The 24,501-nt window shown below is 76.8% G+C and carries 26 protein-coding genes and 1 rRNA gene; 18 read left to right on the top strand and 9 right to left on the bottom strand.

The genetic code is table 11. The annotated features are described in order from the left end of the window. Positions 1 to 7: 7 nt before the first annotated feature. The 6 genes from D5H78_RS12570 to srlA form a co-directional block, all read right to left on the bottom strand. Positions 8 to 433 carry a transcriptional regulator GutM gene (locus D5H78_RS12570; protein WP_218566554.1) on the bottom strand — a complete coding sequence of 142 codons (426 nt, stop codon included), beginning with the start codon at positions 431 to 433 and terminating at the stop codon, positions 8 to 10. Between the two features lie 3 nt (positions 434 to 436). Then, positions 437 to 673: a hypothetical protein gene (locus tag D5H78_RS12575; protein WP_133412056.1), complete on the bottom strand. Its 237-nt coding sequence runs from the start codon at positions 671 to 673 to the stop codon at positions 437 to 439. Positions 674 to 751: 78 nt separating this feature from the next. Then, entirely contained in the window at positions 752 to 2,110 is a 1,359-nt protein-coding gene (locus D5H78_RS12580; RefSeq protein ID WP_218566555.1) for an NAD(P)H-dependent oxidoreductase, read from the bottom strand. Beyond that, positions 2,110 to 2,568 carry a PTS glucitol/sorbitol transporter subunit IIA gene (locus D5H78_RS12585; protein ID WP_218566556.1) on the bottom strand — a complete coding sequence of 153 codons (459 nt, stop codon included), beginning with the start codon at positions 2,566 to 2,568 and terminating at the stop codon, positions 2,110 to 2,112. The genes D5H78_RS12580 and D5H78_RS12585 overlap by 1 nt, the downstream gene beginning before the upstream one ends. Further along, on the bottom strand, positions 2,565 to 3,605 hold the full coding sequence (gene srlE / locus D5H78_RS12590; RefSeq protein WP_119950825.1) for a PTS glucitol/sorbitol transporter subunit IIB: 1,041 nt from the start codon (positions 3,603 to 3,605) through the stop codon (positions 2,565 to 2,567). The genes D5H78_RS12585 and srlE overlap by 4 nt, the downstream gene beginning before the upstream one ends. Further along, positions 3,602 to 4,270 carry a PTS glucitol/sorbitol transporter subunit IIC gene (srlA, locus tag D5H78_RS12595; protein ID WP_119950826.1) on the bottom strand — a complete coding sequence of 223 codons (669 nt, stop codon included), beginning with the start codon at positions 4,268 to 4,270 and terminating at the stop codon, positions 3,602 to 3,604. Before srlA ends, srlE begins: the two co-directional genes overlap by 4 nt. 196 nt (positions 4,271 to 4,466) lie before the next feature. Here srlA and D5H78_RS12600 point away from each other — a divergent pair, with 196 nt between their 5' ends. Further along, positions 4,467 to 5,429 (top strand): sugar-binding transcriptional regulator, encoded by a 963-nt coding sequence (locus D5H78_RS12600; RefSeq protein WP_119950876.1) that lies wholly within the window; start codon positions 4,467 to 4,469, stop codon positions 5,427 to 5,429. 126 nt (positions 5,430 to 5,555) lie between these two features. On the opposite strand, the gene D5H78_RS12605 is transcribed toward D5H78_RS12600, so the two are convergent. Beyond that, on the bottom strand, positions 5,556 to 5,948 hold the full coding sequence (locus tag D5H78_RS12605) for a cupin domain-containing protein (protein WP_119950827.1): 393 nt from the start codon (positions 5,946 to 5,948) through the stop codon (positions 5,556 to 5,558). Between the two features lie 108 nt (positions 5,949 to 6,056). On the opposite strand from D5H78_RS12605, the gene D5H78_RS12610 reads away from it, so the two are divergent. The 5 genes from D5H78_RS12610 to D5H78_RS12630 all read left to right on the top strand — a co-directional run bounded on the left by D5H78_RS12610 (position 6,057) and on the right by D5H78_RS12630 (position 10,805). Beyond that, positions 6,057 to 8,159 carry a methyl-accepting chemotaxis protein gene (locus D5H78_RS12610; RefSeq protein WP_119950828.1) on the top strand — a complete coding sequence of 701 codons (2,103 nt, stop codon included), beginning with the start codon at positions 6,057 to 6,059 and terminating at the stop codon, positions 8,157 to 8,159. Positions 8,160 to 8,255: 96 nt separating this feature from the next. Further along, the gene (gene dhaK / locus D5H78_RS12615) at positions 8,256 to 9,248 is read left to right on the top strand and encodes a dihydroxyacetone kinase subunit DhaK (RefSeq protein WP_119950829.1); all 993 of its coding nucleotides are present in this window, start codon (positions 8,256 to 8,258) and stop codon (positions 9,246 to 9,248) included. Further along, complete coding sequence (gene dhaL, locus D5H78_RS12620; RefSeq protein WP_119950877.1) at positions 9,245 to 9,886, top strand: dihydroxyacetone kinase subunit DhaL; 642 nt, start codon at positions 9,245 to 9,247, stop codon at positions 9,884 to 9,886. Before dhaK ends, dhaL begins: the two co-directional genes overlap by 4 nt. Next, a complete protein-coding gene (locus tag D5H78_RS12625) occupies positions 9,883 to 10,287 on the top strand; it encodes a PTS-dependent dihydroxyacetone kinase phosphotransferase subunit DhaM (RefSeq protein ID WP_218566557.1) in 405 nt (134 codons plus the stop codon). Before dhaL ends, D5H78_RS12625 begins: the two co-directional genes overlap by 4 nt. Positions 10,288 to 10,412: 125 nt before the next feature. Then, complete coding sequence (locus tag D5H78_RS12630) at positions 10,413 to 10,805, top strand: response regulator transcription factor (protein ID WP_119950830.1); 393 nt, start codon at positions 10,413 to 10,415, stop codon at positions 10,803 to 10,805. A gap of 34 nt (positions 10,806 to 10,839) precedes the next feature. On the opposite strand, the gene D5H78_RS12635 is transcribed toward D5H78_RS12630, so the two are convergent. Further along, complete coding sequence (locus D5H78_RS12635) at positions 10,840 to 11,256, bottom strand: hypothetical protein (RefSeq protein ID WP_119950831.1); 417 nt, start codon at positions 11,254 to 11,256, stop codon at positions 10,840 to 10,842. A 155-nt stretch (positions 11,257 to 11,411) separates the two neighbouring features. Between D5H78_RS12635 and D5H78_RS12640 the strand changes: the two genes are divergently transcribed. From D5H78_RS12640 to D5H78_RS12650, 3 genes are read left to right on the top strand one after another with little or no spacing between them, the layout of a single operon-like run. Continuing rightward, the gene (locus tag D5H78_RS12640; RefSeq protein WP_218566558.1) at positions 11,412 to 12,647 is read left to right on the top strand and encodes a PP2C family protein-serine/threonine phosphatase; all 1,236 of its coding nucleotides are present in this window, start codon (positions 11,412 to 11,414) and stop codon (positions 12,645 to 12,647) included. After that, on the top strand, positions 12,644 to 14,254 hold the full coding sequence (locus tag D5H78_RS12645; protein WP_218566559.1) for a sensor histidine kinase: 1,611 nt from the start codon (positions 12,644 to 12,646) through the stop codon (positions 14,252 to 14,254). Before D5H78_RS12640 ends, D5H78_RS12645 begins: the two co-directional genes overlap by 4 nt. Then, entirely contained in the window at positions 14,251 to 14,694 is a 444-nt protein-coding gene (locus D5H78_RS12650) for a response regulator (protein WP_218566560.1), read from the top strand. The genes D5H78_RS12645 and D5H78_RS12650 overlap by 4 nt, the downstream gene beginning before the upstream one ends. Here the strand turns inward: D5H78_RS12650 and D5H78_RS19365 are convergent. Further along, complete coding sequence (locus D5H78_RS19365; RefSeq protein ID WP_165865722.1) at positions 14,666 to 14,824, bottom strand: hypothetical protein; 159 nt, start codon at positions 14,822 to 14,824, stop codon at positions 14,666 to 14,668. The genes D5H78_RS12650 and D5H78_RS19365 overlap by 29 nt on opposite strands. 248 nt (positions 14,825 to 15,072) lie before the next feature. Here D5H78_RS19365 and D5H78_RS12660 point away from each other — a divergent pair, with 248 nt between their 5' ends. The 9 genes from D5H78_RS12660 to D5H78_RS12700 form a co-directional block, all read left to right on the top strand. Further along, on the top strand, positions 15,073 to 16,479 hold the full coding sequence (locus D5H78_RS12660) for an NAD-dependent malic enzyme (protein WP_119950833.1): 1,407 nt from the start codon (positions 15,073 to 15,075) through the stop codon (positions 16,477 to 16,479). A gap of 224 nt (positions 16,480 to 16,703) precedes the next feature. Beyond that, positions 16,704 to 18,710, top strand: coding sequence for a lytic murein transglycosylase (locus tag D5H78_RS20310; protein ID WP_281268695.1), 2,007 nt, complete (start codon positions 16,704 to 16,706; stop codon positions 18,708 to 18,710). Positions 18,711 to 18,712: 2 nt separating this feature from the next. After that, complete coding sequence (locus tag D5H78_RS12670) at positions 18,713 to 19,090, top strand: VanZ family protein (RefSeq protein ID WP_165865723.1); 378 nt, start codon at positions 18,713 to 18,715, stop codon at positions 19,088 to 19,090. Further along, positions 19,087 to 19,644, top strand: coding sequence for a YqgE/AlgH family protein (locus D5H78_RS12675; protein WP_119950834.1), 558 nt, complete (start codon positions 19,087 to 19,089; stop codon positions 19,642 to 19,644). The genes D5H78_RS12670 and D5H78_RS12675 overlap by 4 nt, the downstream gene beginning before the upstream one ends. 48 nt (positions 19,645 to 19,692) lie before the next feature. Beyond that, positions 19,693 to 20,046: a DUF3039 domain-containing protein gene (locus tag D5H78_RS12680; RefSeq protein WP_119950835.1), complete on the top strand. Its 354-nt coding sequence runs from the start codon at positions 19,693 to 19,695 to the stop codon at positions 20,044 to 20,046. A 70-nt stretch (positions 20,047 to 20,116) separates the two neighbouring features. Next, positions 20,117 to 21,547 (top strand): MFS transporter, encoded by a 1,431-nt coding sequence (locus D5H78_RS12685; RefSeq protein WP_119950836.1) that lies wholly within the window; start codon positions 20,117 to 20,119, stop codon positions 21,545 to 21,547. A gap of 77 nt (positions 21,548 to 21,624) precedes the next feature. Further along, positions 21,625 to 23,409: a DEAD/DEAH box helicase gene (locus D5H78_RS12690; RefSeq protein ID WP_119950837.1), complete on the top strand. Its 1,785-nt coding sequence runs from the start codon at positions 21,625 to 21,627 to the stop codon at positions 23,407 to 23,409. A gap of 53 nt (positions 23,410 to 23,462) precedes the next feature. Then, positions 23,463 to 23,828, top strand: a complete 366-nt coding sequence (trxA, locus tag D5H78_RS12695) for a thioredoxin (protein ID WP_119950838.1) — start codon at positions 23,463 to 23,465, stop codon at positions 23,826 to 23,828. Positions 23,829 to 24,367: 539 nt separating this feature from the next. Continuing rightward, a 16S ribosomal RNA gene (locus tag D5H78_RS12700) occupies positions 24,368 to 24,501 on the top strand; the annotation flags it as partial.

Below are 24,501 nucleotides of genomic sequence, written 5' to 3' on the forward strand. Positions count from 1 at the left end.
GTAGGTCTCAGCGCCGTCGCGCGGCAGCCCCCCGCAGCACCGGGCCGGCGGGCCGCGGCGCCCGGCGCGCGCCCGGCAGCTGCCGCAGCGCGTCCTCGACGGCCCGGCGCGCGCCGTTCGAGCAGGGGGCGGGCAGCGGGCGGTCGGCGCGGTGCCCGACCCAGGTCGGCCGGGGGCGGAAGCGGGCCGCCACCGTGGCCCCCTCCATCACCCGCGCCTCGACGACCCGCCGCTCGCCGTCGAGCACGAGCACGGCCACGGCGCCGCGCAGCCGGCCCTTGTGCCGCCCGCTGACGAGGACGAGGCCGGGCTGCGCGTGGGCGGCGGCCATGCGGCGCACCGTCCCGGCGTAGTAGCGGTGCTGGCCGAGGCTCAGCATCGTCATGAGCACGATCGCCCCGAGGAGGAAGAGGGGCACACCCAGGTCCGGCACGGTTCACGACCTCTCTGCGGCGCCGTCGCCGCGCGGGGGAGCGGGGCGCGGGCGCAGGCCCGGCCACCGCACGGGGGTGCGGCCCAGCCCGGCGGCCCGCCGGGCGGTGCGCACGGCCGCGGGGTCGCGCCCCCGCAGCTGGACGAGGCCGCACTCGCCGCACATCGCGGCGTCGACCTCGGTGGCGACCTCCGTGGTGCCGACGCGCACCACGAACCGCGGCGAGCCCAGCACGGCCACCGCCATGCTGCCCGCGAGGAGCGCGCCCCCGCAGGCGGGGCAGGTGCCCGCCTGCGGGGGACCGTCGGCCGCCACGGCTCAGGCCGGGACGGGCGCGCGCAGCAGGCCGTCGAGCAGCGAGGGCGCGGCCGGGGCGCCGCCCGCGCCGGGGCCGCCGAGCAGGCGGTCCTGCAGCGCCCGCAGCTGCCAGATCGTCGTGCTCGTGTCGAGCTCCACGTCGTCGTGGGTCAGCACGCCGTCGGCCGGCACGTCGCGGACGAGCCGGGCGCCGGCGAGCAGGCCGAGCGGGACGAGCCGCTGCTCCGCCGCGACGGCCGCGTCCTCCACGACGCCGTACACGCACTCGCCGCCGATGCCGTCGACGACCTCGCCCGCCCGCAGCGGCCGCTTCGCCGCCGCCGCCACCTCGGCGCGCCAGGCCCGCGGGCTGATGTCGCTGCGCCCGTCGAGCACCGCGGCCGGCACCGAGAGCGGCGCCTCGATGCTCGCCAGGTGGTACGGGCGGTAGAAGCCGTAGTAGGGCCCCTCGCCCATCCCGAGGTAAGCCATCTCGTCGACCACCGTCGGCTCGTCGCTGCGGGCCACGACGAAGACGCCGGGGGCCACCGGCCCGGTGGCGTAGTCCACGACCCCGGCGCGGTCGAGCACCCCGCCGTCGGCCGCGGGCCGGAAGACCCGGTGCAGCTCGGGCACCGTGGTCTCCGTGCCGTGCAGGCCGCGGCACGCGACGCCGAGGTCCGCGGCGTTGGCGAGCGCCGCCATCTCGATCATCGCCTTCGAGCCGTCGACGAAGCTGGCGAGCATCTTGGGGTTCATCCGCTTGCGCTCGGCCTGCGCGCGCAGCCCGGTCGGCGTCGCGTGCGGGTCGAGCGGGTTGTTCTTGCCCTTGCCGGCGCAGACGACGTCGAAGGCGAGGTCGCGGGCGAACTCCACCAGCTTGAGCGCCTCGGCCGGCTCGTCGCCGCGGCAGAGGGTGTAGACCGCGCCGCTGCGCGCCGCCAGCTGCTGCAGCAGCCAGCCGACGGTCACGTCCGTCTCGACGTTGAGCAGGCCGACGTGCTTGCCCGCGAGCAGCGACCGCAGCGCGATCTGCGCCCCCGCCTCCGGCACGCCGGTGGCGTCGATGACCATGTCGACCGGGAGAGCGCTCACCAGCGCCGGGTCCGGGACCGCGACGGTGCCCCCGTCCTCGACATGAGCGCCGAGCGCGGCGAGGTCGTCGCCCGTCCGCACGCCCTCGACGCCCGCCGCCCGCAGGGCCCCGGTGGCCCGGTCCAGGTCGAGGTCGGCCACGGCGACGACCTCCATCCCCGTGATGCGCCGGGCCTGCGCGACGAAGCCGCGGCCCATCTGCCCGGCGCCGACGAGGCCGACCCGCACCGGGCGGCCGGTCTCGCGCTGGCGCTGCGCCATGCGCTCGGTGTAGCCCATGCCCATCAGTGCCGCTCCTCCTGGGTGGTGCCGGGGCGCAGGAGGCGCAGGCGCGCCTCGGGCCGCGGCAGGGTGATGGCGCCCTCGACCTTGACGGCGCCGGGGAGCAAGCGCTCTCCGCACGCCTCGGGGGCGTAGAGGACGATGTGGCCGAGCTCGGCCAGGTTGGCCGCCGCCAGGTCCCCGACCTCCGTGAGCACGAGCTCGCGCCCGTCCAGCTCGAGGACGTCCCCAGCGGCCAGCGCCGCCGCCGGCGGGCCGTCGGGGCGGTGGACGACGCTCACCTCCCCGAGCGCGTCGGGCACCGGGTCGCCGAAGAGGATGAGGACCCCTCCGTCGACCATGGCGCCCGCGTCGGTGCCGACGGTGAGGACCGTGCTCTCGTAGTAGGTCACGCCGTGCGCCTCCGCAGCGGTGCTCGTGGTGGTGGTGGTGCGGGTGCCGGTGGTGGCCACGCCCGTCACAGCCCGAAGCTCGCGAAGTACGCGATGACGACCGCCAGCGGGGACGTGATGAGGCGGCTGAAGAGGACGGCGGGCGTGCCGACCTCCACCGTCTCGGGCCTCGCCTCGCCCAGGCCGAGGCCGACCGGGATGAAGTCGCAGCCGACCTGCCCGTCGATGGCGAACAGGGTGGGCAGCGCGTACTGCACGGGGAGGGTCCCGTTGCCGATCTGCGTGCCCATGAGCACGCCGACGATCTGCGCGACGGCCGCGCCCGGCCCGAGGATCGGTGACAGGAACGGCAGCGCGACGACGACGCCGATGGCGACGAGGCCGAGCGGGTTGCTGCTCAGCGGCCGCAGCCACTCGCCGAGCTGCTCCGCGACGCCGGTGTAGGTGACGAAGCCGAGCAGGAGGCTCACGTACGCCATGAAGGGCAGGACGGTGTTGAGCACCAGCTGGATCGACTGCCGGCCCGCCGACAGGAAGGTGTTGATGATGTAGCCGATGACGCCGCCGAAGCGGACGAAGAAGCCCGGGCGCTCGACCGGCTCGGGCGTGCGCGTCGTGGGGACCGTCGGCGAGCCGGGCCCCACGGCCGAGGGCGCTGCCGCGGCGGGCCCGGGGGCGGGGGCGCCGGCCGCCGCGCCCACCGCGGCGTCCACCGGGTGCACGTCCGCGGGCGTCACGGCCGAGACGAAGACGTCCTCGGTGATGAACTGCGCCAGCGGGCCGCCGGGCTCGCCGGGGTAGACGTCGACCGTCGGGATGCGCTTCTTCGGGTAGACCCCGATGCGCGCCGTCCCGCCGCAGTTGATGACCGCGACGAGCACCTGCTCGTCGGGGACGCTGGTGCGGAAGCCGTCCACGACCTGGGCGCCGGTGAGCTCGCCGATGCGCGCGGCCACCGGGTGGATGCCGCCGCCGGTGACGCTGATGACCTTGTCCCGGGTGCCGTCCGGGGTGAGGACCAGCCCGCGGCCCCAGCCGCCGCGGCCCGGGCGCACCTCGACCGAGCGGTACGCCCGCGGGGTGTCCTGCTGCTGCACGCTCGTCACAGCGACCGCCCCCCGGCCCGCGCCGCGGCGGCGAAGCGCTCGTCGAAGGTGTCGAAGAGCTCCTGCTTGCCGGCGCGCTTGATGAGCATCGCGGTGATGCGCTCGGTGACGACGCCGCGGATGAGGATGACGACGATGCCGACGAGGAAGTACCGCAGCGCCAGCGGCACGGTGGACTCGCCGAGCTGCGTGACGCCGGCCGCGACGCCGAGCCACACGAAGAGCTCGCCGGCGTTGGCGTACGGGAAGAACGTGGTGACCGGGTGCACGAAGGACACCGCGGAGTCGTAGAACGCGGGCTTGTAGCGCTCGGGCAGGAAGCGGCCGAACGTGTAGCACATCGGGTTGGTCAGCATGAGGACCGCGAGCACCGGCATGACGGTGTAGCGCGTGATCCACCACCGGGCCGACCACTGCACGGCGCGGGTGACGCGGTCCTCGCCGATGAACGCCACGAGGGCGTACATGAAGGTCAGGAGCACGATGAGCGTCGGCAGGATGCCGACGACGAGGCCGCTGAACTGCTGCCCGGCGGCGTTGAACAGGCCGATGAAGTGCTCGCCGGCCCAGACCAGGGCCTGGATGACGGGGTTGTCCGACTCGGCGCCGCTCGTCGGCTCCGTCGTCGAAGCCAGGACCAGCGGCGGCGCTGCTGCTGCTGCCATGCGCCCTCCTCGGGGCTGCTGCGGGGTCCGCGCCTGCACATCTGTGCAGGACGCTCACGACTGTGCAGCGACAGGTGTAGCACCGTGCGAGGTGCGTCACAAGGCTTTCGGCGCAGGACGACGCACGCGGGTGCGCACCGTGCACGTGCGTGCGCGCGGCGCGGCGCAGGCGATCACCCGTGCGTACGATGGCCGCATGCCGCCCGGGCGCGACCGCCAGACGCTCGTCAAGGTGGCGTCGCTGTACTACCTGGACGGGCGGTCCCAGGAGGACATCGCCCGCACGCTGCAGACGAGCCGCTCCAACGTCTCGCGCATGCTCGCCGCCGCGAAGGCCCAGGGGCTCGTGCAGATCCGGGTCCTCGACCTCGGCGCGCGCGACGGCGACCTCGAGGGGGCCCTGCGGGTGCGCCTGGGTCTCGACCCCGTGCGCGTCACGGCCTTCACCCCCGGCGAGAGCCAGCTCGAGCAGGTGGGGGCCCTGGCCGCGGAGTGGCTCGACGAGGCCCTGGTGGACGGGCAGTCGCTCGGCGTCTCCTGGGGCTCGTCGCTCAAGGCGATGACCGCCGCCTTCGCCACCGACCGCCCGCGCGCGGTCGACGTCGTGCCGCTCGTGGGCGGCCTGTCGAGCTCGGCCTCGCTCGTGTCCGGGCAGGAGCTCGTGCGCTCGCTCGCGACCGCCGTCGGGGGCACGTACCGCTACCTGCACGCCCCGGCGCTGCTGCGCTCGGCCGCCGCGCGCGACGCGCTCGTCACCGAGCCCGCGATCCGCGCGGCGCTCGACGCGGCGCGGGCCGTCGACCTCGCCGTCGTGGGGCTCGGCGCCGCCGGGCTCGGCTCGTCCGCGGTCGTGCTCGAGCAGCTCGAGCTCGGGACCGAGGACCGGGCCCGCTTCGAGGCCGCCGCCCCGGTCGGCGACACCTGCTGCCGCTTCTTCGACGCCGAGGGCCGCGCGGTGCTCGGCGCGGTGCACGACCAGGTCCTCGCCGTCGACCTCGACGACCTGCGGCGCGTGCCCACGGTGGTCGGGGTGGCCGCGGGCGCGGAGAAGGCCGCCGGTGTCCTCGCCGCGGTGCGCGGGGGGATCGTCGACGGCCTCGTGGTGGACTCGCGGCTGGCCCTCGCCCTGCTCGACCGGGCGGCCGCGGCGGGCGCCTAGGCCGGCGCCGGCGCGGCCGCCGGTCGGGCAGCCGGTCCATCGGGCAGCCGCCCGGTCGGGCAGCCGCCCGGTCGGGCAGCCGCCCGGTCGGGCAGCCGCCCGGTCGGGCGGGGACGGGGAGCCGCGTCAGTGCTGCGGCGGCTCGTCCTCGCCGGACTCCTCGGCGGCGTCGGCCTCCTCCTTGGTGCGGTGGACCGCGCCGTCGGCGTGCTCCGGCGGGCCGTACACCGTGTAGAGGACGAGCGGGTTCGGCCCGGTGTTGACGAAGTTGTGCTTGGTGCCCGCGGGGACCACGACGAGGTCGCCCTGCGCGACGGCCTTGGTCTCGCCGCCGACCCGCGCCTCGCCGGTGCCGCTGACGAAGCTGAGCACCTGGTCGATGTCCTCGTGCACCTCCTCGCCGATCTCCCCGTCCGGCGGGATGGTCATGATGACGAGCTGCGTGTTCGTCCCGGTCCACAGGACGCGGCGGAAGTCGGCGCTCTGCTCGGCCACGGTCGCGATGGTGAAGTGCTGCATGGCCCGGCACCTTCCCTGCTCGCGCCACGATCACGCGCCCCCGGCGCTCAAGCCCGCCCCTGCGCCCGCCGACAGGTAGCGGCGGCAACGGATCGGGAGGGATCGGGCATGGGGAGCATCCGGCGCAAGGTGGTCGCGGTGGGGGCGGGCGGGACGCTCGTCACCGCCGCCCTGCTGACCGCCACCGGCTGGTGGCAGAGCGGGCAGTTCGGCGACCGCGCCCGCGCGGGGACGGAGGCGCTGACCGAGCAGGTGCTCGACCAGGTCGCCACCGGGGCGTACGACGTCGTGCGGACGCAGGGCGAGCTCGTCGGCAAGACCGTCGAGTCCGACCTGCGCGTCGCCTCCGAGCTCGCCGCGCGCGAGGGGGGCATCGCCGAGGCGGGGGGCGGCGTCGCCTGGACGGCGGTCGACCAGCTGACCCAGCGCGAGCGCGCGGTCGAGCTGCCCCGGATGGCCGTGGGCGGGCGCTGGCTCGGCCAGGAGCGCAGCCTCGAGCGCGAGGTGGCGTTCGTCGACGAGGTCCGCGAGCTCACGGGGGCCACGGTCACCGTCTTCCAGCGCATGGGCCCGGAGGGCGACATGCTGCGGGTGGCCACGACCGTGGAGAAGCAGGACGGCACCCGCGCCCTGGGGACGTACGTCCCGCGGGTCGGCCCCGACGGCTCGCCGAGCCCGGTCCTCGAGGAGGTCCTCGCGGGGCGGACGTTCCGCGGCACCGCCTTCGTCGTCGACGCCTGGTACGACTCGGCGTACCAGCCGATCCGCGACGCCGCCGGCGAGGTCGTCGGCATGCTGTACGTCGGCATCAAGCAGCAGGCCGTCCCGAGCCTGCGCGAGTCGCTCCTCGCGACCGAGGTCGGCGAGCACGGGTACGTGTCCGTCCTCGGCGCGACCGGCACCCGCAAGGGGACGTACCTCGTCGCCCCCGAGGGCGCGGCCGACGGCGACGACGTGCTCGGGACGCGCGACGCCGAGGGCCGGGCGTGGGTCGCCGAGGTCGTCGGCCGGGCGCCCTCGCTCGCCGCGGGGGAGATCGGGCAGGTGCGCTTCGTGGACCCCGAGCACGGGCCCAGCACCGCGCGCTTCCTCTACTACGCGCCGTGGGACTGGGTGGTCACCGAGGTGTCCCGCGACGCGGACTACGCCGCGGCGACGGCCGCGGTGGAGGACGGGCGGGGCGCCATGGTGCGCCTGCTGCTGCTCGTCGGCCTGCTCGTCACCGCCGTCGCCGGCGGGCTGAGCTGGGTGCTCGCCCGCCGCGTGGCGGACCCGGTGGGGCGGATGGCCGCGGTCGCGGGCCGGCTCGCCGCCGGCGACACCTCCGGGCCGCGGGTCGAGCACCGCGCCGACGACGAGACGGGCGAGCTCGCCGACGCCTTCCGCGCCATGACCGACTACCAGCTGGAGGCGACCCGGGTGGCCGAGGCGCTGGCCCGCGGCGACCTCGGGGTCGACATCGCGCCGCAGGGCCCCGACGACCGGATGGGCCAGGCCCTGTCGGGCATGGTCCGCACCCTGCGCGGCACGCTCGAGGACACGCGCCGGGTCAACGAGCAGCTGCGCGAGCGCACCGCCCGCATCGCCGGGGCGGCGGGGACCACCACCGAGGAGGTGCGGACCGCGCTGCGCACCGTCGGCGAGGTCGAGGCGGTGGCGGCCGACGCGCGCGAGCGCGCCGCGCAGGGCATCGCCGGCATCGACGGCATCGCCGCGGCGATGGACGGCATCGTGGCCAGCATCCGGGCCTCGGAGGAGGTCGTCACGACGCTGGGGGAGCAGTCGGCGAAGATCGACGAGATCGTCCGCTTCATCAGCTCGATCAGCGAGCAGACCAACCTCCTCGCGCTCAACGCCACCATCGAGGCGGCCCGCGCGGGCGACGCCGGCAAGGGCTTCGCCGTCGTCGCGAGCGAGGTGAAGCAGCTGGCGCAGGAGTCGGCGGCCTCCACCGAGCGCATCAGCGCCCTCGTCGAGGGGATCGGGGCCTCCGTCGCCGAGGCCGTGCGCGGCATCGAGGTCAGCCGCGGCGAGGTGACCGCGGGCGCGACGACCGTGGAGGCCGCCGGGCGCGCGTTCGCGTCCATCGAGGAGGCGGTGCGCGAGCTCGCCGAGCAGGTGGGCGCCGTGCGCGGCTCCGCTGCGCGCATCGACGAGGCCGCCCGGGTGATCGGGGACCAGGCCGGGGGCCTGGTCGAGGCCGCGGGGTGAGCCCGGTCCGTTGACACGCCCGGGGCCGCTGCCTAGCGTCCCCGGCAGACCGGCGGGGCGCAGCGGGCGCCCCGCCGGGAGCGTGAGGGAGCGCCGGTGAAGAAGCTGCTGAACGACCCCGCGGACGCCGTGACGGAGGCCCTGCGGGGCCTGGCGGCGGCGCACCCCGAGCTCTCGGTCGACGTGGACGCCAAGGTGGTCACCCGGGCCTCGGGCCCGACGCGCGGCAAGGTCGGCCTGGTCTCCGGCGGCGGCTCGGGCCACGAGCCCCTGCACGCCGGGTTCGTCGGGCACGGCATGCTCGACGCCGCGTGCCCGGGGGAGGTCTTCACCTCGCCGGTCCCCGACCAGATGCTGCAGGCGACCCGGGCCGTCGACGGCGGCGCGGGCGTCCTGCACGTCGTGAAGAACTACACCGGCGACGTCCTCAACTTCCAGATGGCCGCGGAGATGGCCGACGACGAGGGCGTGCAGGTCGAGACGGTCCTGGTCGACGACGACGTCGCGGTGGTCGACAGCACGTGGACCGCCGGCCGGCGCGGCACCGGCGCGACGCTCTTCGTCGAGAAGGTCGTCGGCGCCGCGGCCGAGCGCGGCGACGCGCTCGGCGACCTGGCCGCGCTCGGGCGCGAGGTCGTCGAGCGCACCCGCAGCTTCGGCGTCGCCCTCACGCCGTGCACGACCCCGGGATCGAGCAAGCCCGGCTTCGAGCTGGGCGAGGACCAGATGGAGCTCGGCGTCGGCATCCACGGCGAGCCCGGGCGCAGCACCGCGCCGCTGGCCACCGCCCGCGAGATCGCCGAGGCGAGCGTCGCCGCGATCCACGACGACATGCCGCTCGAGGGCGAGCTCCTCGTGCTCGTCAACGGCATGGGCGGGACCCCGCTCATGGAGCTGTACGTCCTCGTCGACGGCGTCCGCGCCGCGGTCGAGGGCCGGGGCGCGCGCATCGGGCGGATCCTCGTCGGCGACTTCGTCACCAGCCTGGAGATGGCGGGCAGCATGGTGAGCCTGTGCCGGCTCACCCCGCAGATCGCCGAGCTGTGGGACGCGCCGGTGCAGACCCCCGCCCTGCGGTGGGGCCGGTGAGCGGCGGGCTCGACGCCGCCCGCGCCGGTGCCTGGGTGCGCCGGCTCGCCGAGCTCGTGCAGGAGCGCAAGGACGAGCTGACCGACCTCGACCGGCCGATCGGCGACTCGGACCACGGGGTCAACCTGCACCGCGGCATGACCGCCGCGGTCGCGGCGCTCGACGCGGGGGACCCCGCGACCCCCGGCGCCGTCCTCACCGCCGTGGGCTCGGCGCTGGTCAGCAAGGTGGGCGGTGCGAGCGGCCCCCTCTACGGCACCGCCCTGCGCCGCGCGGGCAAGGCGCTCGGCGACGCCGGGGAGGCCGGCACCCCGGAGCTCGCCCGGGCGCTGCGCGCCGCCCTCGAGGGCGTCGTCAAGCTCGGCGGCGCCCAGCCGGGCGACGCCACGCTCGTCGACGCGCTCGCACCGGCGGTCGAGGCGCTGGAGGCGGCGGCCGGGCGCGGCGACGACCCGGCCGCAGCCGCGCGCGCGGCGGCGGGCGCGGCCGAGGAGGGTGCCCTCGCGACCACGCCGATGGTCGCCCGCAAGGGCCGGGCGAGCTACCTCGGCGAGCGCAGCGCCGGTCACCAGGACCCCGGGGCCACCTCCACGGCGCTGCTCGTACGGGCCCTCGCCGACGCCCTGGAGGGGGCGTGAGCGCCCCGGTGCGCCTCGTGCTGCTCTCGCACAGCGCCACCGCCGCGGCCGGTGTCGCCGAGCTCGCCGGCCAGGTGGCCGGGGCGCCCGAGCGGGTGACCGGCGTCGGCGGCACCGAGGACGGGCGCCTCGGCACGAGCATCGACCTGCTCGAGGACGCGGTGGAGGCGGCGCTCGACGGCGGCTGCGACGTCGTGCTGCTCCCCGACCTCGGCAGCTCGGTGCTCACGGCGCGCGCCCTGCTCGCCGAGCTCGACGACGAGGTGGCGGCGCGGGTGGCCCTCGTGGACGCCCCGTTCCTCGAGGGGGCGGTCGGCGCGGCGGTCGCCCTGTCCACGGGCGCGGACCTGCAGGAGGTGCGCGCCCAGGCCGAGACGGCCCGGGGCCTGCGCAAGCTCTGAGCAGCGCGCCGGGCGCCACCCGAACGGCTCAAGGACCGGGCGGGTCCCGCCGAAGGACCCAGCGAGCGGTGCCCGCCCGGCGCGCCGGTGCCGCGCCCGTCCCCGCCCTACCGGAGGTAGCCCCCATGGCCCGCGTGCTCGTCGTCGAGGACGACCCGGACATCCGCGAGCTCGTCTCCCTGCGGCTGCGCGCCGCGGGGCACCGCACGGTCGCCGTGGACGACGGCGAGTCCGCGCTCGCGCTGGTCGACGCGCACGGCGGGCCGGAGGTCGCGGTGCTCGACGTCGGCCTGCCCGGGCTCGACGGCTTCGCGACCCTGCAGGAGCTGCGCGCGCGCCCGGGCCTGCACGACGTCCCCGCGGTCTTCCTCACCGCGCGCGTCCACGAGGCCGACGTGGAGCGCGGCCGCGCCCTGGGTGCGACGTACCTCACGAAGCCGTTCATCGCCTCGGCGCTCATCGCGACGGTCGAGCGGCTCGCCCGCGAGCGCGCGGTGGTCGCCGCCGACGGCTGGTGAGCCGCGCCGACGGTCCGCGCGCCGCGCCGTACGGCTAGTCGTCGAGGCAGCCGTCGAGGGCGCGGCTGGTCGCCGCGTCGGCGGGCGCCACGTGCCAGCCCCCGTCGGGGGCGGGGCTGGCGACGACGCGCAGCCCCCCGCGCGGCAGGTCCTCGGCCTCGCCCGTGGAGACCCGGCCGGACGGCTCGCCGCGCTGCGGGGCCGGGGGCACCACGAGGACGTCCGCGACGCGGTCCGGCAGCGTGCGCTGGCCCTCCCACTGCGCCTGCGCCACCGCGACCGACCGCTCGTCCAGGCCGCACCACGACAGGCGGGCGGCGACGGCCTTCTCCGCGCGGTTCATGCGCTCGGCACCCCCCACGCCGGCGGCGAGCAGGCCGGTCGCCAGCAGCGCCGGCATGAGGGACCAGGCGGCCGCCTGCCGACGGACGGCGCGGGCGCGCAGGGGCACGACTCCTCCCGGAGCATCTCGGTGGGACCGCCGACGGCCGGGGCGGGGAGCGCCCGCGGGGCCGGGTGCGGCGTGGCAGGAGGGTGCCCGTCCGCCGAGGTCACGAAACGGCATCGGACCTCGACCGGCGCGACGACCCCCTACGATTACCCGTCGTGACGCCACCTCCGACGGGTGCCCCCGGCACCCTGCCGCCCCCGGGCACCGCCCCCGGCGCCCCCGGCCCGGCGGACCCCTCCGGCACCGGCGTCCTGCTCGTGGAGGACGACGAGGGCGACGCGTTCCTCGTCCAGGAGCTGCTCCTCGAGGCCTCCGCCCAGGTCGAGATCCGCTGGGTGCGCAGCGTGAGCGCGGCGCTCGAGGCGCTCGAGGCGGGCCGGGGCTCGTACGACTGCGTGCTGCTCGACCTCGGCCTGCCCGACGCGGAGGGCCTCGTCGCCCTGCGCCGCGTGCTCGAGCGCGTGCCCGAGGCGGCGGTGCTCGTGCTGACCGGCCTCGCCGACGAGCACCGCGGCGCCGAGGCCGTCGCCGCGGGCGCGCAGGACTACCTCGTCAAGGGCCAGGTCGACGGCCAGCTGCTGGCCCGGTCGATCCGCTACGCCCTGGAGCGCAAGCGCGCCGAGGAGCAGCTGCGCCGCCTCTACGCGACGGAGCTGCGCGCGGCCGAGAACGCGCGGCTCGAGCGCGGCCTGCTGCCCAAGCCGCTGCTGCGCGACCGCCGGCTCGAGGTCGAGCCGCGCTACCGCCCGGGGCGCGGCGCCGTGCTCGGCGGCGACTTCTACGACGTCGTGGAGACCGAGGACGGCACGCTGCTCGTCCTGCTCGGCGACGTCGCGGGGCACGGCCCCGACGAGGCCGCGCTCGGGGTGTGCCTGCGCATCGCCTGGCGGGCCCTGGTGCTCGCGGGCATCGAGCGCGACCGCCTGCTGCCGTGCCTGGAGGACGTGCTCGTGCAGGAGCGCGCCTCCGAGGAGGTCTTCGCCACGCTCTGCCTGCTCGTCGTCGCGCCGGACCGGCGCTCGGCGCGGATCGTCCTGGCCGGGCACCCGGCGCCGCTGCTGCTCGGCGCCGAGCCGGTGCAGCTGCCCGACGACCTCGTCGGGCCCGCGCTGGGCGTGCTGCCGGGCGTGGTCTGGGGGAGCCGCACCGTGCAGCTGGAGGGGGCCTGGCGGGTCATGGCCTTCAGCGACGGCCTCGTGGAGGGGCACGTCGACGGCGGCCCCGACCGCCTCGGCGTCGACGGGCTGCTCGACCTGGTCCGCGCCAGCGACGTCTACGACCGCAGCGGCCCCCTCGCCGACGAGCTCATCCAGCGCGCCCAGGACCTGCACGGCGGCGAGCTCGACGACGACGTGGCCGTCGTCGTCGTGGGCTTCGGGCCCGCCGCGTGAGCGCGGGCCGGGGCCGCTGGACGCTGCGCCGCCGGCTGACCGTCGCGGTCGCCGTCGGGATGGCCCTCGTGCTCGCCGGGCTCGCGGTCGGCGCGGTCCTGCTCACGCGCACCCGTACCGAGCAGGCGCGCGTCACCGGCGACTACTACGACGCGACGGTGCTGTCCGACGACCTGCTCACCTCGCTGGTCGACCAGGAGACCGCGGTCCGCGGCTACGCCCTGACCCGCGACCCGGCCTACCTCGCGCCGTACCGCGCGGCCGAGGAGCGCGGTCCGGCGGACTTCGCGACCCTCCAGCGCAAGCTGGAGGGGTCGCCGCAGGCCCTCGACCGGCTGCAGGTGGCCGCGCGGGCGGCGGGGGCCTGGCAGCGCACGTGGGCGGAGCCGGCGATCGCCGACGTGCGCACGGGCGGGACCCTCAGCGGTGCGGACCTCGACCGGGGCAGGACCCTCTTCGACGCGGTGCGGCGGGAGTACTCCGCGTACCGGGAGGTGCTCGGCGACGAGCGCGACGAGGTCCGCGACGCCCTGTCGCGCGACGTCGGCCTGCTCTTCGCGACGCTGGTCGCCGGCGCCCTCGGCGCCCTCGGCGCCTGCCTGGCCCTGCTCGCCGCTCTGCGGCGCTGGGTGACCGGGCCGGTCGAGGCGCTGGCCACCGAGACCCGCACCGTCGCCGCGGGCGACCTGCACCACCCGGTGCACGTCGAGGGCCCACCGGAGATCGAGCGCCTCGCCGCCGACGTGGAGGCCATGCGCCGCGGGCTGCTCACCCAGCTCGGCGTGCTCGAGGCCGCCAAGGCGGAGGTGGAGGCGTCCCGGCTGCAGCTCGAGGAGCAGGCGCGCGAGCTGCAGCGCTCCAACACCGAGCTGGAGCAGTTCGCGTACGTCGCCTCGCACGACCTGCAGGAGCCGCTGCGCAAGGTCGCCAGCTTCTGCCAGATGCTGGCCCGCCGCTACGAGGGGCAGCTCGACGAGCGCGCGGACCAGTACATCGCCTTCGCCGTCGATGGCGCCAAGCGCATGCAGCAGCTCATCAACGACCTGCTCGCCTTCTCGCGGGTGGGCCGGCTCTCCTCGGGCTTCGCCGACGTCGACCTCGAGGCGTGCCTGGCGGTGGCGCTGCGCAACCTCTCCGCCGCCCTCGAGGAGAGCGGGGCCGTCGTGACGCACGACCCGCTGCCGACGGTGAGCGGCGAGGCCGGCCTGCTCACGCAGGTCTTCCAGAACCTCGTCGGGAACGGGGTCAAGTTCCGCGGCGACGAGCCCCCGCGGGTGCACCTCGGGGTCGAGCGCGCCGGGGACGAGTGGCTCTTCTGCTGCCGCGACAACGGCATCGGCGTCGAGCCGGAGTACGCCGAGCGCATCTTCGTCATCTTCCAGCGGCTGCACGCCAAGGACGCGTACGAGGGCACCGGCATCGGGCTGGCCATGTGCAAGAAGATCGTGGAGCACCACGGCGGGCGGATCTGGCTGGACACCGCCGCGCCGGGCGGCGGGACGACCTTCCGCTTCACCCTGCCCGTGGTGGGCCCGCAGGAGGGCGCGGCGACCGCCGCGCCCGTGACCGCCGCGGTGGGCGCCGCGGCCCAGGAGGGGGACCGGTGACCGGTAGCGGGGAGCGCGCGATCGAGGTGCTGCTCGTCGAGGACGACCCGGGCGACGTGCTCATGACCCGCGAGGCGTTCGAGGACAACAAGGTCCGGAACACCCTGCACGTCGTGACCAACGGGGTCGACGCGATGGCGTTCCTGCGCAAGGAGGGGGACCACGCCGGGGCGCCGACGCCCGACCTGGTCCTGCTCGACCTCAACCTGCCGCGGATGGACGGGCGCGAGGTGCTGGCGGCCGTCAAGGACGACCCGGAGCTGCGGCGCATCCCGGTCGTCGTCCTCACCACGTCGGAGGCGGAGGAGGACGTGCTGCGCAGCTACTCGCTGCACGCCAACGCGTACGTCACCAAGCCGGTCGACTTCGAGCGGTTCATCGACGTGGTCCGGCAGATCGACGACTTCTTCGTCAGCGTGGTCCGGCTGCCGCGCGGCTGAGGGCGCGGGCCAGGGGCCCCCGGGACGCGCCGGGGGCGCTCGGCGGTCGGACGGTCCACCGCTCCACCCGCTCCAGCCCCAGGAGCAGGGCGAGCAGCAGCGGGGGCAGGACCAGGGCCAGCAGGATCACGGGGTCGACCTCCTCCGGGCGCGCGGACGGGCGCGAGCGCCCCTCCCCGCGCCGCACGGGCGCAGCGGGACGGACCGGCTCGTCCCGGACCGTGCCCCTCCAGGGTCGCACGACACCACCGGTGCCCCGGTACGGGGCGGGCGCGGGCGGCGGAGGGGCACGACCCCCCGTCGGCGCCCGCGTACCGCCCCTTGAGCGCGGGACGCCCCCTCGTGCGGGGGCGGGCCCGGGTGGCAGGATCCGGGCGCATGGCGTCCGTCCCCAGCGTGTCCTACTCCAACACCGTCCGGCTGGACGTGCCCGCGCAGGGCCAGGTCATGAGCCGCCTCACCACCGCGGTCGAGCAGGCGGGCGGCATCGTCACCGCGCTCGACGTCATCGAGTCGGGCCGCGAGGCCCTGACGGTCGACGTCACCATCGCGGCCTCGGACACCGCGCACGCGGAGTCCGTCGTCGACGTGCTGCGCGCGCTCGAGGGCGTGCGGGTGCGCAAGGTCTCGGACCGCACGTTCCTCATGCACCTCGGCGGCAAGATCGAGGTCAACTCGAAGGTGCCGATCCGCAACCGCGACGACCTCTCGATGGTCTACACGCCGGGGGTGGCGCGCGTCTCCACGGCGCTGGCCGAGAACCCGGACGACGCCCGGCGCCTCACCATCAAGCGCAACACGATCGCCGTCGTCACCGACGGCTCGGCCGTGCTGGGCCTGGGCAACCTCGGCGCGGTGGCGGCGCTGCCGGTCATGGAGGGCAAGGCCGCCCTCTTCAAGCGCTTCGCGGGCATCGACGCGTTCCCCCTCTGCCTCGACACGCAGGACAGCGACGAGATCGTCCGCACGGTCCAGCTCATCGCCCCGGTGTTCGCCGGCATCAACCTCGAGGACATCTCGGCACCGCGCTGCTTCGAGATCGAGGCGCGCCTGCGCGAGCTGCTGGACATCCCCGTGTTCCACGACGACCAGCACGGCACCGCCATCGTCGTCCTGGCCGCGCTCACCAACGCCCTGCGCGTCGTGGGCAAGGAGCTCGGCGCCGTGCGCATCGCGATGTCCGGCGCGGGCGCGGCGGGCAGCGCGATCCTCGCGCTGCTGCTGGCGGCCGGGGTGCGCGACGTCGTCGTCTGCGACGAGCACGGGGCGGTCCACGGCGGGCGGACCGACCTCACCGAGCGCATGCGGTGGATCGCCGACAACACCAACCAGGGCGGCTACACCGGCGACCTGCGCGGCGCGATGGAGGGTGCCGACGTCTTCGTCGGCGTGTCCGCCGGCGGGATCCTCCGCGAGGAGGACGTGGCCCGCATGGGCGAGGACGCCGTGGTCTTCGCCCTCGCCAACCCCGTCCCGGAGATCGACCCCGACATCGCCTCGCGCCACGCGACCGTCGTCGCGACGGGGCGCAGCGACTTCCCGAACCAGATCAACAACGTGCTCGCCTTCCCGGGCGTCTTCCGCGGCCTGCTCGACGCGCGCAGCCACAGCGTCAGCACCGAGCTGCTGCTCGCCGCGGCGACCGCCCTCGCCGGCGTGGTCGGCGACGACGAGCTCAACCCGACGTACATCGTGCCCAGCGTCTTCCACAGCGACGTCGTCGGCGCGGTCGCGGGGGCCGTCGCCCGCGCGGCGCGCGAGTCGGCCTCGGTCGCCACCGGCTAGCCGCACCCCGGCCGCGGGCGCGTCACCCGCGCCGGGGACGATGCCGCTGCCCGGTTCGTCGGTCCGGGTACCGCGCGGCGACGCGATGGGACAGGATGGGCGACGGGGGTGTGATGGCAGCGGAGCGAGCACCACGGCAGCAGCGCCGCGCGGCGGGCCGCGCGGCGCGTCGTCGCGCCGTCGCCCGGGCGAGCGTCGGGCTCGCCGCGGCGACGGTGTTCTCGGTGCCCGCAGCCTTCGCGGCCGCGGGCACGGGCGGCGGGGGGCTCCTCGCCGGCGGCGAGGCCACGCTCCTCGCGCTGGGCAGCACCACCTGGGGCTCGATCCTCGACGGCTCGCCGTACGACCTGCCGGTCGACCCGGAGCCGGTCGCCCTCGCGCCGGAGGAGGTCCCCGAGGCGCTCGTGCAGGCCCGCCCGGCCGACCCGCTGGGCGCTCTCGGCGGCACGACGCCCACCACCCCGTACGGCCCGCCCCCGGCCGGCGGCTGGAGCGGCGGCGACACCTGGGGCGGCGGTCCGTCCACGGCACCGTACGCGGTGAGCGGGGTGCCGGCCCGGGCGCTGCAGGCGTACCGCGCCGCGGCGGCCTCCGCCCAGGCGTCCGGCTGCGCGGTGCACTGGTCCCTGCTCGCCGGCATCGGGCGGGTCGAGAGCGACCACGGCCGCTTCGGCGGAGCGACGGTCGGGGCCGACGGGCGCTCGCGCCCGTCCATCATCGGCATCGCGCTCGACGGGCGGCCGGGCGTGGCCGGGATCGGCGACACCGACGGCGGCCGGCTCGACGGCGACACGACGTACGACCGCGCCGTCGGCCCCATGCAGTTCATCCCGGGCACCTGGGCGATCGCGGGCACGGACGCGGACGGCGACGGGGTCGCGGACCCGCAGGACATCGACGACGCCGCGCTCTCCGCCGCGCGCTACCTCTGCGCGGGCGGGGCGGACCTGTCGACCACCGCGGGCCAGCGCTCGGCCGTCCTGCGCTACAACCGCAGCACCGCGTACGTCGACCTGGTCCTGGGCATCGCCGCGGGCTACCGGTCGGGCGTCCCGGCGGGCTCGGCGACCGGGCCGGTCACCCCGGCCAGGCCGCTGCCGACCCGCCCGCTGCCCGGGACGACGCCGCCGGGCAGCGTCACCGACCCGACGCCCTCGCCGTCGCCGAGCCCCCGCCCGTCGCGGCCGGGGGAGCCGTCGCAGCCGGGGAAGCCGTCCCAGCCGGGGACGCCGTCCCAGCCCGGGACGCCGTCGCGGCCGGGGACGCCGTCCCAGCCCGGGGGGCCGTCGCAGCCGGGGAAGCCGTCGCAGCCGGGGAAGCCGTCGCAGCCCGGGACGCCCCCGGCGCAGGCTCCTGCCGCACCCACGGGCGTCACCGCCCGCGGCACGGCCGAGGGGGTCGTCCTGACCTGGGACGACGCCCCCGCGGGCGTCGTCGGGTGGGTGGTCGACGGCGCGCCCAGCGGTGCCGGCCCGTGGACGCCGCTGGTCGAGGAGCCCCTCGAGGAGCCGACCTGGACCGACGCCGCCGCGCCCGAGGGCGTCGAGCGGCACTACCGGGTCCGCGCCGTGGGCGCGGGGGGCGCGCAGTCCCCCTCCGCCCGCGCGAAGGCGACCCGGCCGGACACGGCCCCCGCGGCGCCCCGCGACCTCGAGGCGGTCGCCGTCGAGGGCGGCACCCGCCTCACCTGGACCGCGGGCGAGGAGGGCGACCTCAGCGGCTACCTGGTGCTGCGCGTCGTCCCCGGCGCCGAGCCGGTGCAGCTGACCGACGAGCCGCTCGAGGACGCCGAGTACCTCGACGAGGAGCCGGTCCCCGGCGCGACGTACCGCGTGGTGGCCGTCGACGCGGCGGGGCAGCGGTCCGAGCCCGCCGAGGTCGAGGCGCCCGCCGGCGGCGGCACCCCGGACGGGACGCCGGGCGGGACGCCGGGCGGGACGCCGGGCGGCACCCCGGGCGGCGGCACCCCCGGCGGGACGCCGGACGGCGCCCCCGGCGGGACGCCGGACGGCACCCCCGGCGGGACGCCCGCCCAGACGCCCGCCCAGACGGCGGTGCAGACGGCGGTGCAGACCCCGGGCCGCACGCCGGTGCGCACGGCGACCGCTGCCGCGACCGCCACCGGGCCGGGCACCGCGGGCGGGGAGGGCGCGCCGGCGCCGTGCACGCCGGGCGTGGCGACGCCGTTCCCGACCCCACCGGCGACGCCCGGCGCGACCCCGACCTGCTGAGCGTGGGGCGGGGCGGGACCACCGCGTGGCGGGCGGCGCTCGTCGTCGCGGTCGTCGTGCAGCTCGTGGTGCTCTACGCGCCGTCGGCCGGTGGTGCGGCGGGTGTGCCGCACCTGGACAAGCTCGTGCACGCCGCCGTCTTCGCCGCCGTGGCGGTCACCGGCCGACGGGCCGGACTGCCGGCGGGCCCGCTGCTGGCGGTGCTGCTCGGGCACGCGGTGCTGAGCGAGGTGCTGCAGGGAGCGCTGCTGCCCGGCCGCTCGGGCGACCCGCTCGACGCGGTCGCCGACGCGGCGGGCGCGGTGCTCGGGCTCCGCGCCGCGCGCACGGGGGAGTCCGCCCCCCGCGCCGTCGGCGCGGGGGACAGACTGGGGGGATGACCGGACGCTCGCTGGCGGGGCAGCTGCTCGTGGCCGCGCCCTCCCTCGCGGAGGGACCCTTCGCCCGCTCCGTGGTGGTGCTCCTGGACCACGACGAGGACGGTGCGCTCGGCGTGATCGTCAACCGGCCCACCGAGGTCGACGTGGCCGACGTGCTGCCCGACTGGCAGCCGCTGGCGACCGGGCCGGGCGTCGTCTTCCAGGGGGGTCCGGTCGCGCTCGACTCGGCCCTCGCGCTCGCCGCCGTGCCGGGCACCGAGGAGCCGCCGGGGCTGCGGCGGGTGGTCGGCGGCCTGGGGCTGGTCGACCTCGACGCCGAGCCGGCACTGCTCGCGCCGCGCCTCGGCCGGCTGCGGGTGTTCGCCGGCTACGCCGGCTGGTCGCCGGGCCAGCTCGAGGAGGAGGTCGCCTCCGGCGCCTGGTACGTCGTGGCCGCCGAGCCCGGCGACGTCTTCAGCGACGCGCCGGCGGGGCTGTGGCGCAGGGTGCTGCGCCGCCAGCCGGGGGACCTGGCGCTGCTCTCGACGTACCCGGAGGACCCCTCGCTCAACTGACGCCGCACCGACCCCGCCGGCCGGGGGTGGCGCCTAGGATCGGGGGCCATGAGCCGAGCCGCGCAGCCGTACCCCACGCTCGACCCGTCCGACCTGCGCCCGCGGGCGACGACCGGGCCGGACGGGCCCGGGCTCGACGCGCCGGGTGGCGGGACGCTCGTCGAGGAGGACCTCGGCACGCGCACGGACGCGACGCAGGACTACCGCTACGACGAGGGCGACCACGAGCGCTACTCGCACTACGCGCCCAAGGACAAGATCATGGAGGCCATGGTCACGGGCACGCCGATCCGCGCGCTGTGCGGCAAGGTGTGGGTGCCGAGCCGCGACCCGAAGCGCTTCCCGGTGTGCCCGGCGTGCAAGGAGGTCTGGGAGTCGCTGCCGCCCGGTGGCGAGGCCTGAGCGCCTGAGCGGGCTCGCGCGGCCGCGCCTGCAGCGCGGGCCGCGGTCCGGGCCCGCCTATCCTCGCCGGGTGGTCCCCCGCACCGCCGCGCGCTCGGCCCGGCCCTCCCGCCGCCCCGCGGCCCCCGCCCCCGAGCGGCTCCTCACCGGCGAGCGCGGGCGGATGACCGTGGGCATCGTCACCGCCGTCCTGCTCCTCGCCTTCGAGGCGATGGCGGTCGCCACGGCGATGCCGGTGGCCGTGCGCGAGCTGGACGGGCTCCCGCTGTACGCCTGGGCCTTCTCGGCCTTCAGCACCACCTCCCTCGTCGGCATGGTCACCGCGGGGGAGGTCTGCGACCGCCGCGGCCCGCGGGCGCCCCTGCTCGTCGGGGTGCTCACCTTCGCCGCGGGGCTCGTGCTGGCCGGCGCGGCGACGGCCATGCCCGTCTTCGTGCTCGGGCGGGCCGTGCAGGGCCTGGGTGCGGGGCTCGTCATCGTCGCCCTCTACGTGGTGGTGGCCCGTGCCTACCCCGCGTCGCTGCGCCCGCGGGTGTTCTCGGCGATGTCCTCGGCGTGGGTGCTGCCGTCGATCGTCGGGCCGGCCCTGGCCGGGTGGCTGGCGGAGAGCCTGACCTGGCGGCTGGTCTTCCTGGCGGTGCTGCCGTTCGTGGGGCTCGCCCTGGCGTGCGTGCTGCCCGGGCTCGGCGCCCTCGAGGGCCCCGCCGAGGGCGCGGTGCCGCGGCGCGGGCGCAAGCGCCTCGCCCTGCTCGCCGCCGTGGGGGCCGCCCTGGTGCAGTACGCCGGAGGCCACCTCGTCCTGTCCAGCGCGCTCGTCGCCGCGGCGGGGGTGGCGCTGCTCGTGCCGAGCCTGCCGCGGCTGCTGCCGCCGGGCACCCTGCGGGCCGCGCGGGGGCTGCCGGCGACCATCCTCATGCGCGGGGTCCTCTCCGGCGCCTTCGTCGGCGCGGAGAGCTTCGTGCCGCTCATGCTCGTGCAGGAGCGGGGGCTCAGCGCGACGGCCGCCGGGCTGTGCCTCACCGGCTCCGCGCTCGGCTGGGCGGCCGGCTCCTGGTTCCAGGGGCGCCCGGCGACCCGGGTGCCGCGCCCGCGCCTGGTGCAGGGCGGCTGCGGGCTGCTCGCCCTCGGCATCGGGCTCGTCGCGCTCACCCTGCTCGACGCGGTGCCCACCGCGGTCGCGGTCCTGGCGTGGACCGTCGCGGGGCTCGGCATGGGGCTCGCCATGGCGTCGGTCTCGGTGCTCACCCTCGAGCTGTCCCCGCCCGCCGACCAGGGGGCCAGCTCCGCGGCCCTGCAGGTGAGCGACGCGGTGGGCGCCATCGCGCTCGTCGGCCTCGCCGGCGCGCTCTTCGCCGGGCTGCACGCCGCGCCCGGCCAGGACGCCGACGCCTTCGCGCTGATCTACGCCGCCATGCTCGCCGTGGCCGTGGTCGGCACGCTCCTCGCCCCCCGGGTACGGCCGCGCGCCCACGCCGCCCCGGCCGGCGGGCGACACGCGTAGCACGCCGCCGGCGGCGCGCCGGGCAGCCCCCGGCGGCGGCATGTCGCCCGTGCCGCTGGGCTAGCCTCGCCGGGCCGATGAGTACCTCCGCCGCCTCGCACCTGCCCCCCGCGTACCCCGCCCGCGCGCCGTGGGGGACGGCCCCCCGGCTGCGCGCCTGGCAGCAGGAGGCCCTCGAGCTCTACCAGCGCCGGGCCCCGCGGGACTTCCTCGCGGTGGCCACCCCGGGCGCGGGCAAGACGACCTTCGCGCTGCGGATCGCGTCCGAGCTCGTGGAGCAGGGCGTGGTGCAGGCGGTCACCGTCGTGGCCCCCACCGAGCACCTCAAGCGCCAGTGGGCGGAGGCTGCCCACCGGGTGGGGCTGCGCATCGACCCCCAGTTCCGCAACGGCCAGGGCGCGGTGTCCCGGGAGTACCAGGGCGTCGCGCTCACGTACGCCCAGGTCGCCGCGCACCCGGTGCTGCACCGGCGGCGCACCGAGGCGCGCCGCACGCTGGTCGTCCTCGACGAGATCCACCACGCGGGCGACGCGCTGTCCTGGGGCGACGCGGTGCGCGAGGCGTTCGAGCCGGCGACCCGGCGCCTGGCCCTCACCGGGACGCCGTTCCGCTCCGACGTCTCCCCCATCCCCTTCGTCACGTACGAGGCCGGGCCCGACGGGGTGCGCCGCTCGAGCGCGGACTACACGTACGGCTACGGCCGGGCCCTCGCCGACGGCGTCGTCCGTCCGGTGATCTTCCTCGCGTACACCGGGCAGATGCGGTGGCGGACCCGGGCCGGCGACGAGGTCGCCGCGAGCCTGGGCGAGCCGATGACCAAGGACCTCGTCGGCCAGGCGTGGCGCACCGCCCTGGACCCGCACGGCAACTGGATCCCGCAGGTCCTCACGGCCGCGGACCGGCGCCTGTCCGAGGTGCGCCGGCACGTGCCCGACGCCGGGGCGATGGTCATCGCCACCGACCACCAGACGGCGCGGGCGTACGCCGCCCGGCTGCGCGCCATCACCGGCGAGGCGCCGACGGTGGTCCTGTCCGACGACCCGCAGGCGAGCGACCGGATCGAGGAGTTCGCGACGGGCACCACCCGGTGGCTCGTCGCGGTGCGGATGGTCTCCGAGGGCGTCGACGTGCCGCGGCTGGCCGTGGGGGTGTACGCCACGAGCACCGCCACCCCGCTCTTCTTCGCCCAGGCCGTGGGGCGCTTCGTCCGGGCCCGCCGCCGCGGGGAGACCGCCTCGGTGTTCCTGCCGAGCGTCCCCCAGCTGCTCGGGCACGCGCACGGCATGGAGGTCGAGCGGGACCACGTCCTGGACCGTCCGCGGCGCGAGGACGAGGACGTCTGGGCGCCGGAGGACGCGCTGGTCGCCGCCGCGAACCGCACCGGGACGACGGGCGAGCAGGAGGCGCTGTCCTTCGAGGCCCTCGAGGCGGAGGCCCACTTCGACCGCGTGCTCTTCGACGGCGGCGAGTTCGGTACGCAGGCGGCCGTCGGCTCGGCCGAGGAGGAGGACTTCCTCGGCCTGCCCGGCCTCCTCGAGCCGGACCAGGTCACGACGCTGCTGCAGGCGCGCCAGGCCGAGCAGCAGGCCGCGCGGCGCCGGCGGGGGAGCGGTGCACCGGCGCCCGCGCCGGAGCCCGAGCCCGAGGTGTCCACGCACAAGGCGCTGGCGCTGCTGCGCAAGGAGCTCAACGGGCTCGTGGGCGCGTGGCACCACCGGACCGGGCAGCCGCACGGCGCCGTGCACGCCGAGCTGCGCCGCAGCTGCGGGGGCCCGCCCAGCGCCACCGCGACGGCGGCGCAGCTGCAGGAGCGCATCGCCCTGATCCGCCGCTGGGCGGCCGCGGGCCGCACGCTCGCCTGAGCCGGCGCCGCGCTGGCCGGAACACCGCCGCGCGCGGCCCTGTTGACGAGGGCATGGCGACGAAGACCCTGACCCGCGAGACGCACGACGAGACCGTGAAGGACGGCATCGTCCTCATCGACTTCTGGGCCTCCTGGTGCGGCCCCTGCCGGCAGTTCGCGCCGGTCTTCGAGCGGGTGTCCGAGGCCAACCCGGACGCGTCGTTCGTGAAGGTCGACACCGAGGCCGAGCAGGAGCTCGCCGCCATGTACGGCGTCAGCGCCATCCCGACCCTGGTGGTCTACCGCGACGGGATCCCGGTGTTCAGCCAGCCGGGCGCGCTGCCCGAGCCGAGCCTCGTGGACCTGCTGGAGCAGGTGCGCGGGCTGGACATGGACGAGGTCCGCAAGCAGTACGACGCCGCCCGCTCCGGCTCCTGACGCGCCCGGCAGGCGCAGGCAGCAGGACCGCCGCCCCGCACCCCGCTCCCGGGGGTGCGGGGCGGCGGCACGCCCGGGGTGGTGACGCGCGCCACGCGACCGGGGCTGCGCTGGGCCTCAGGTGCGGGGCGCAGGAGCCGAAGTTGACCTCGAGGGCAGCGGTGCGTACTGTTGTCCCTCGTGCCCCGGACGGGGAGGAACGGACACCGAGGTGGCCGGTCCCGCGGAGCACGACCCCGGAGCAGGACCTCGCACTCGGCGCTCACGCAGCGGCGGGTCGTGCGGAATGCCCCGGAGCGGAGCGCAGGAAGGCCGGTTTGACCGGGCCGGAAAAGCCCCGCTAAAGTGGAGGAACCGCCGCAGGGAAGGGCCCGGGAACGGGAGCCGGAACTGTGGGCGCCGGGTGGTTGAGAACTCAACAGCGTGCCATGTACATCAATGCCAATTGTTGTTTTTTGGTGTGTGGGATGATGACTGGTTTGGTCAGTTGTTGTGCTGCATGCCGGGGTTTTCTTCTAGTTGTTCTAGTTTTCTAGGCATCTACGGAGAGTTTGATCCTGGCTCAGGACGAACGCTGGCGGCGTGCTTAACACATGCAAGTCGAACGGATTCCACTCTTCGGGGTGGGGTTAGTGGCGAACGGGTGAGTAACACGTGAGCAACCTGCCCCTGG

This window comes from Vallicoccus soli (assembly GCF_003594885.1).
GTDB lineage: Bacteria > Actinomycetota > Actinomycetes > Motilibacterales > Motilibacteraceae > Vallicoccus > Vallicoccus soli.

What these genes read in the sequence shown, in the direction of transcription:
- D5H78_RS12580 (WP_218566555.1), bottom strand. Translation starts at nt 2,110, where the DNA reads ATGGGCATGGGCTACACCGAGCGCATGGCGCAGCGCCAGCGCGAGACC.
- srlA (WP_119950826.1), bottom strand. Translation starts at nt 4,270, where the DNA reads ATGGCAGCAGCAGCAGCGCCGCCGCTGGTCCTGGCTTCGACGACGGAG.
- D5H78_RS12600 (WP_119950876.1), top strand. Translation starts at nt 4,467, where the DNA reads ATGCCGCCCGGGCGCGACCGCCAGACGCTCGTCAAGGTGGCGTCGCTG.
- D5H78_RS12605 (WP_119950827.1), bottom strand. Translation starts at nt 5,948, where the DNA reads ATGCAGCACTTCACCATCGCGACCGTGGCCGAGCAGAGCGCCGACTTC.
- D5H78_RS12610 (WP_119950828.1), top strand. Translation starts at nt 6,057, where the DNA reads ATGGGGAGCATCCGGCGCAAGGTGGTCGCGGTGGGGGCGGGCGGGACG.
- D5H78_RS12630 (WP_119950830.1), top strand. Translation starts at nt 10,413, where the DNA reads ATGGCCCGCGTGCTCGTCGTCGAGGACGACCCGGACATCCGCGAGCTC.
- D5H78_RS12660 (WP_119950833.1), top strand. Translation starts at nt 15,073, where the DNA reads ATGGCGTCCGTCCCCAGCGTGTCCTACTCCAACACCGTCCGGCTGGAC.
- D5H78_RS12675 (WP_119950834.1), top strand. Translation starts at nt 19,087, where the DNA reads ATGACCGGACGCTCGCTGGCGGGGCAGCTGCTCGTGGCCGCGCCCTCC.
- D5H78_RS12680 (WP_119950835.1), top strand. Translation starts at nt 19,693, where the DNA reads ATGAGCCGAGCCGCGCAGCCGTACCCCACGCTCGACCCGTCCGACCTG.
- D5H78_RS12690 (WP_119950837.1), top strand. Translation starts at nt 21,625, where the DNA reads ATGAGTACCTCCGCCGCCTCGCACCTGCCCCCCGCGTACCCCGCCCGC.
- trxA (WP_119950838.1), top strand. Translation starts at nt 23,463, where the DNA reads ATGGCGACGAAGACCCTGACCCGCGAGACGCACGACGAGACCGTGAAG.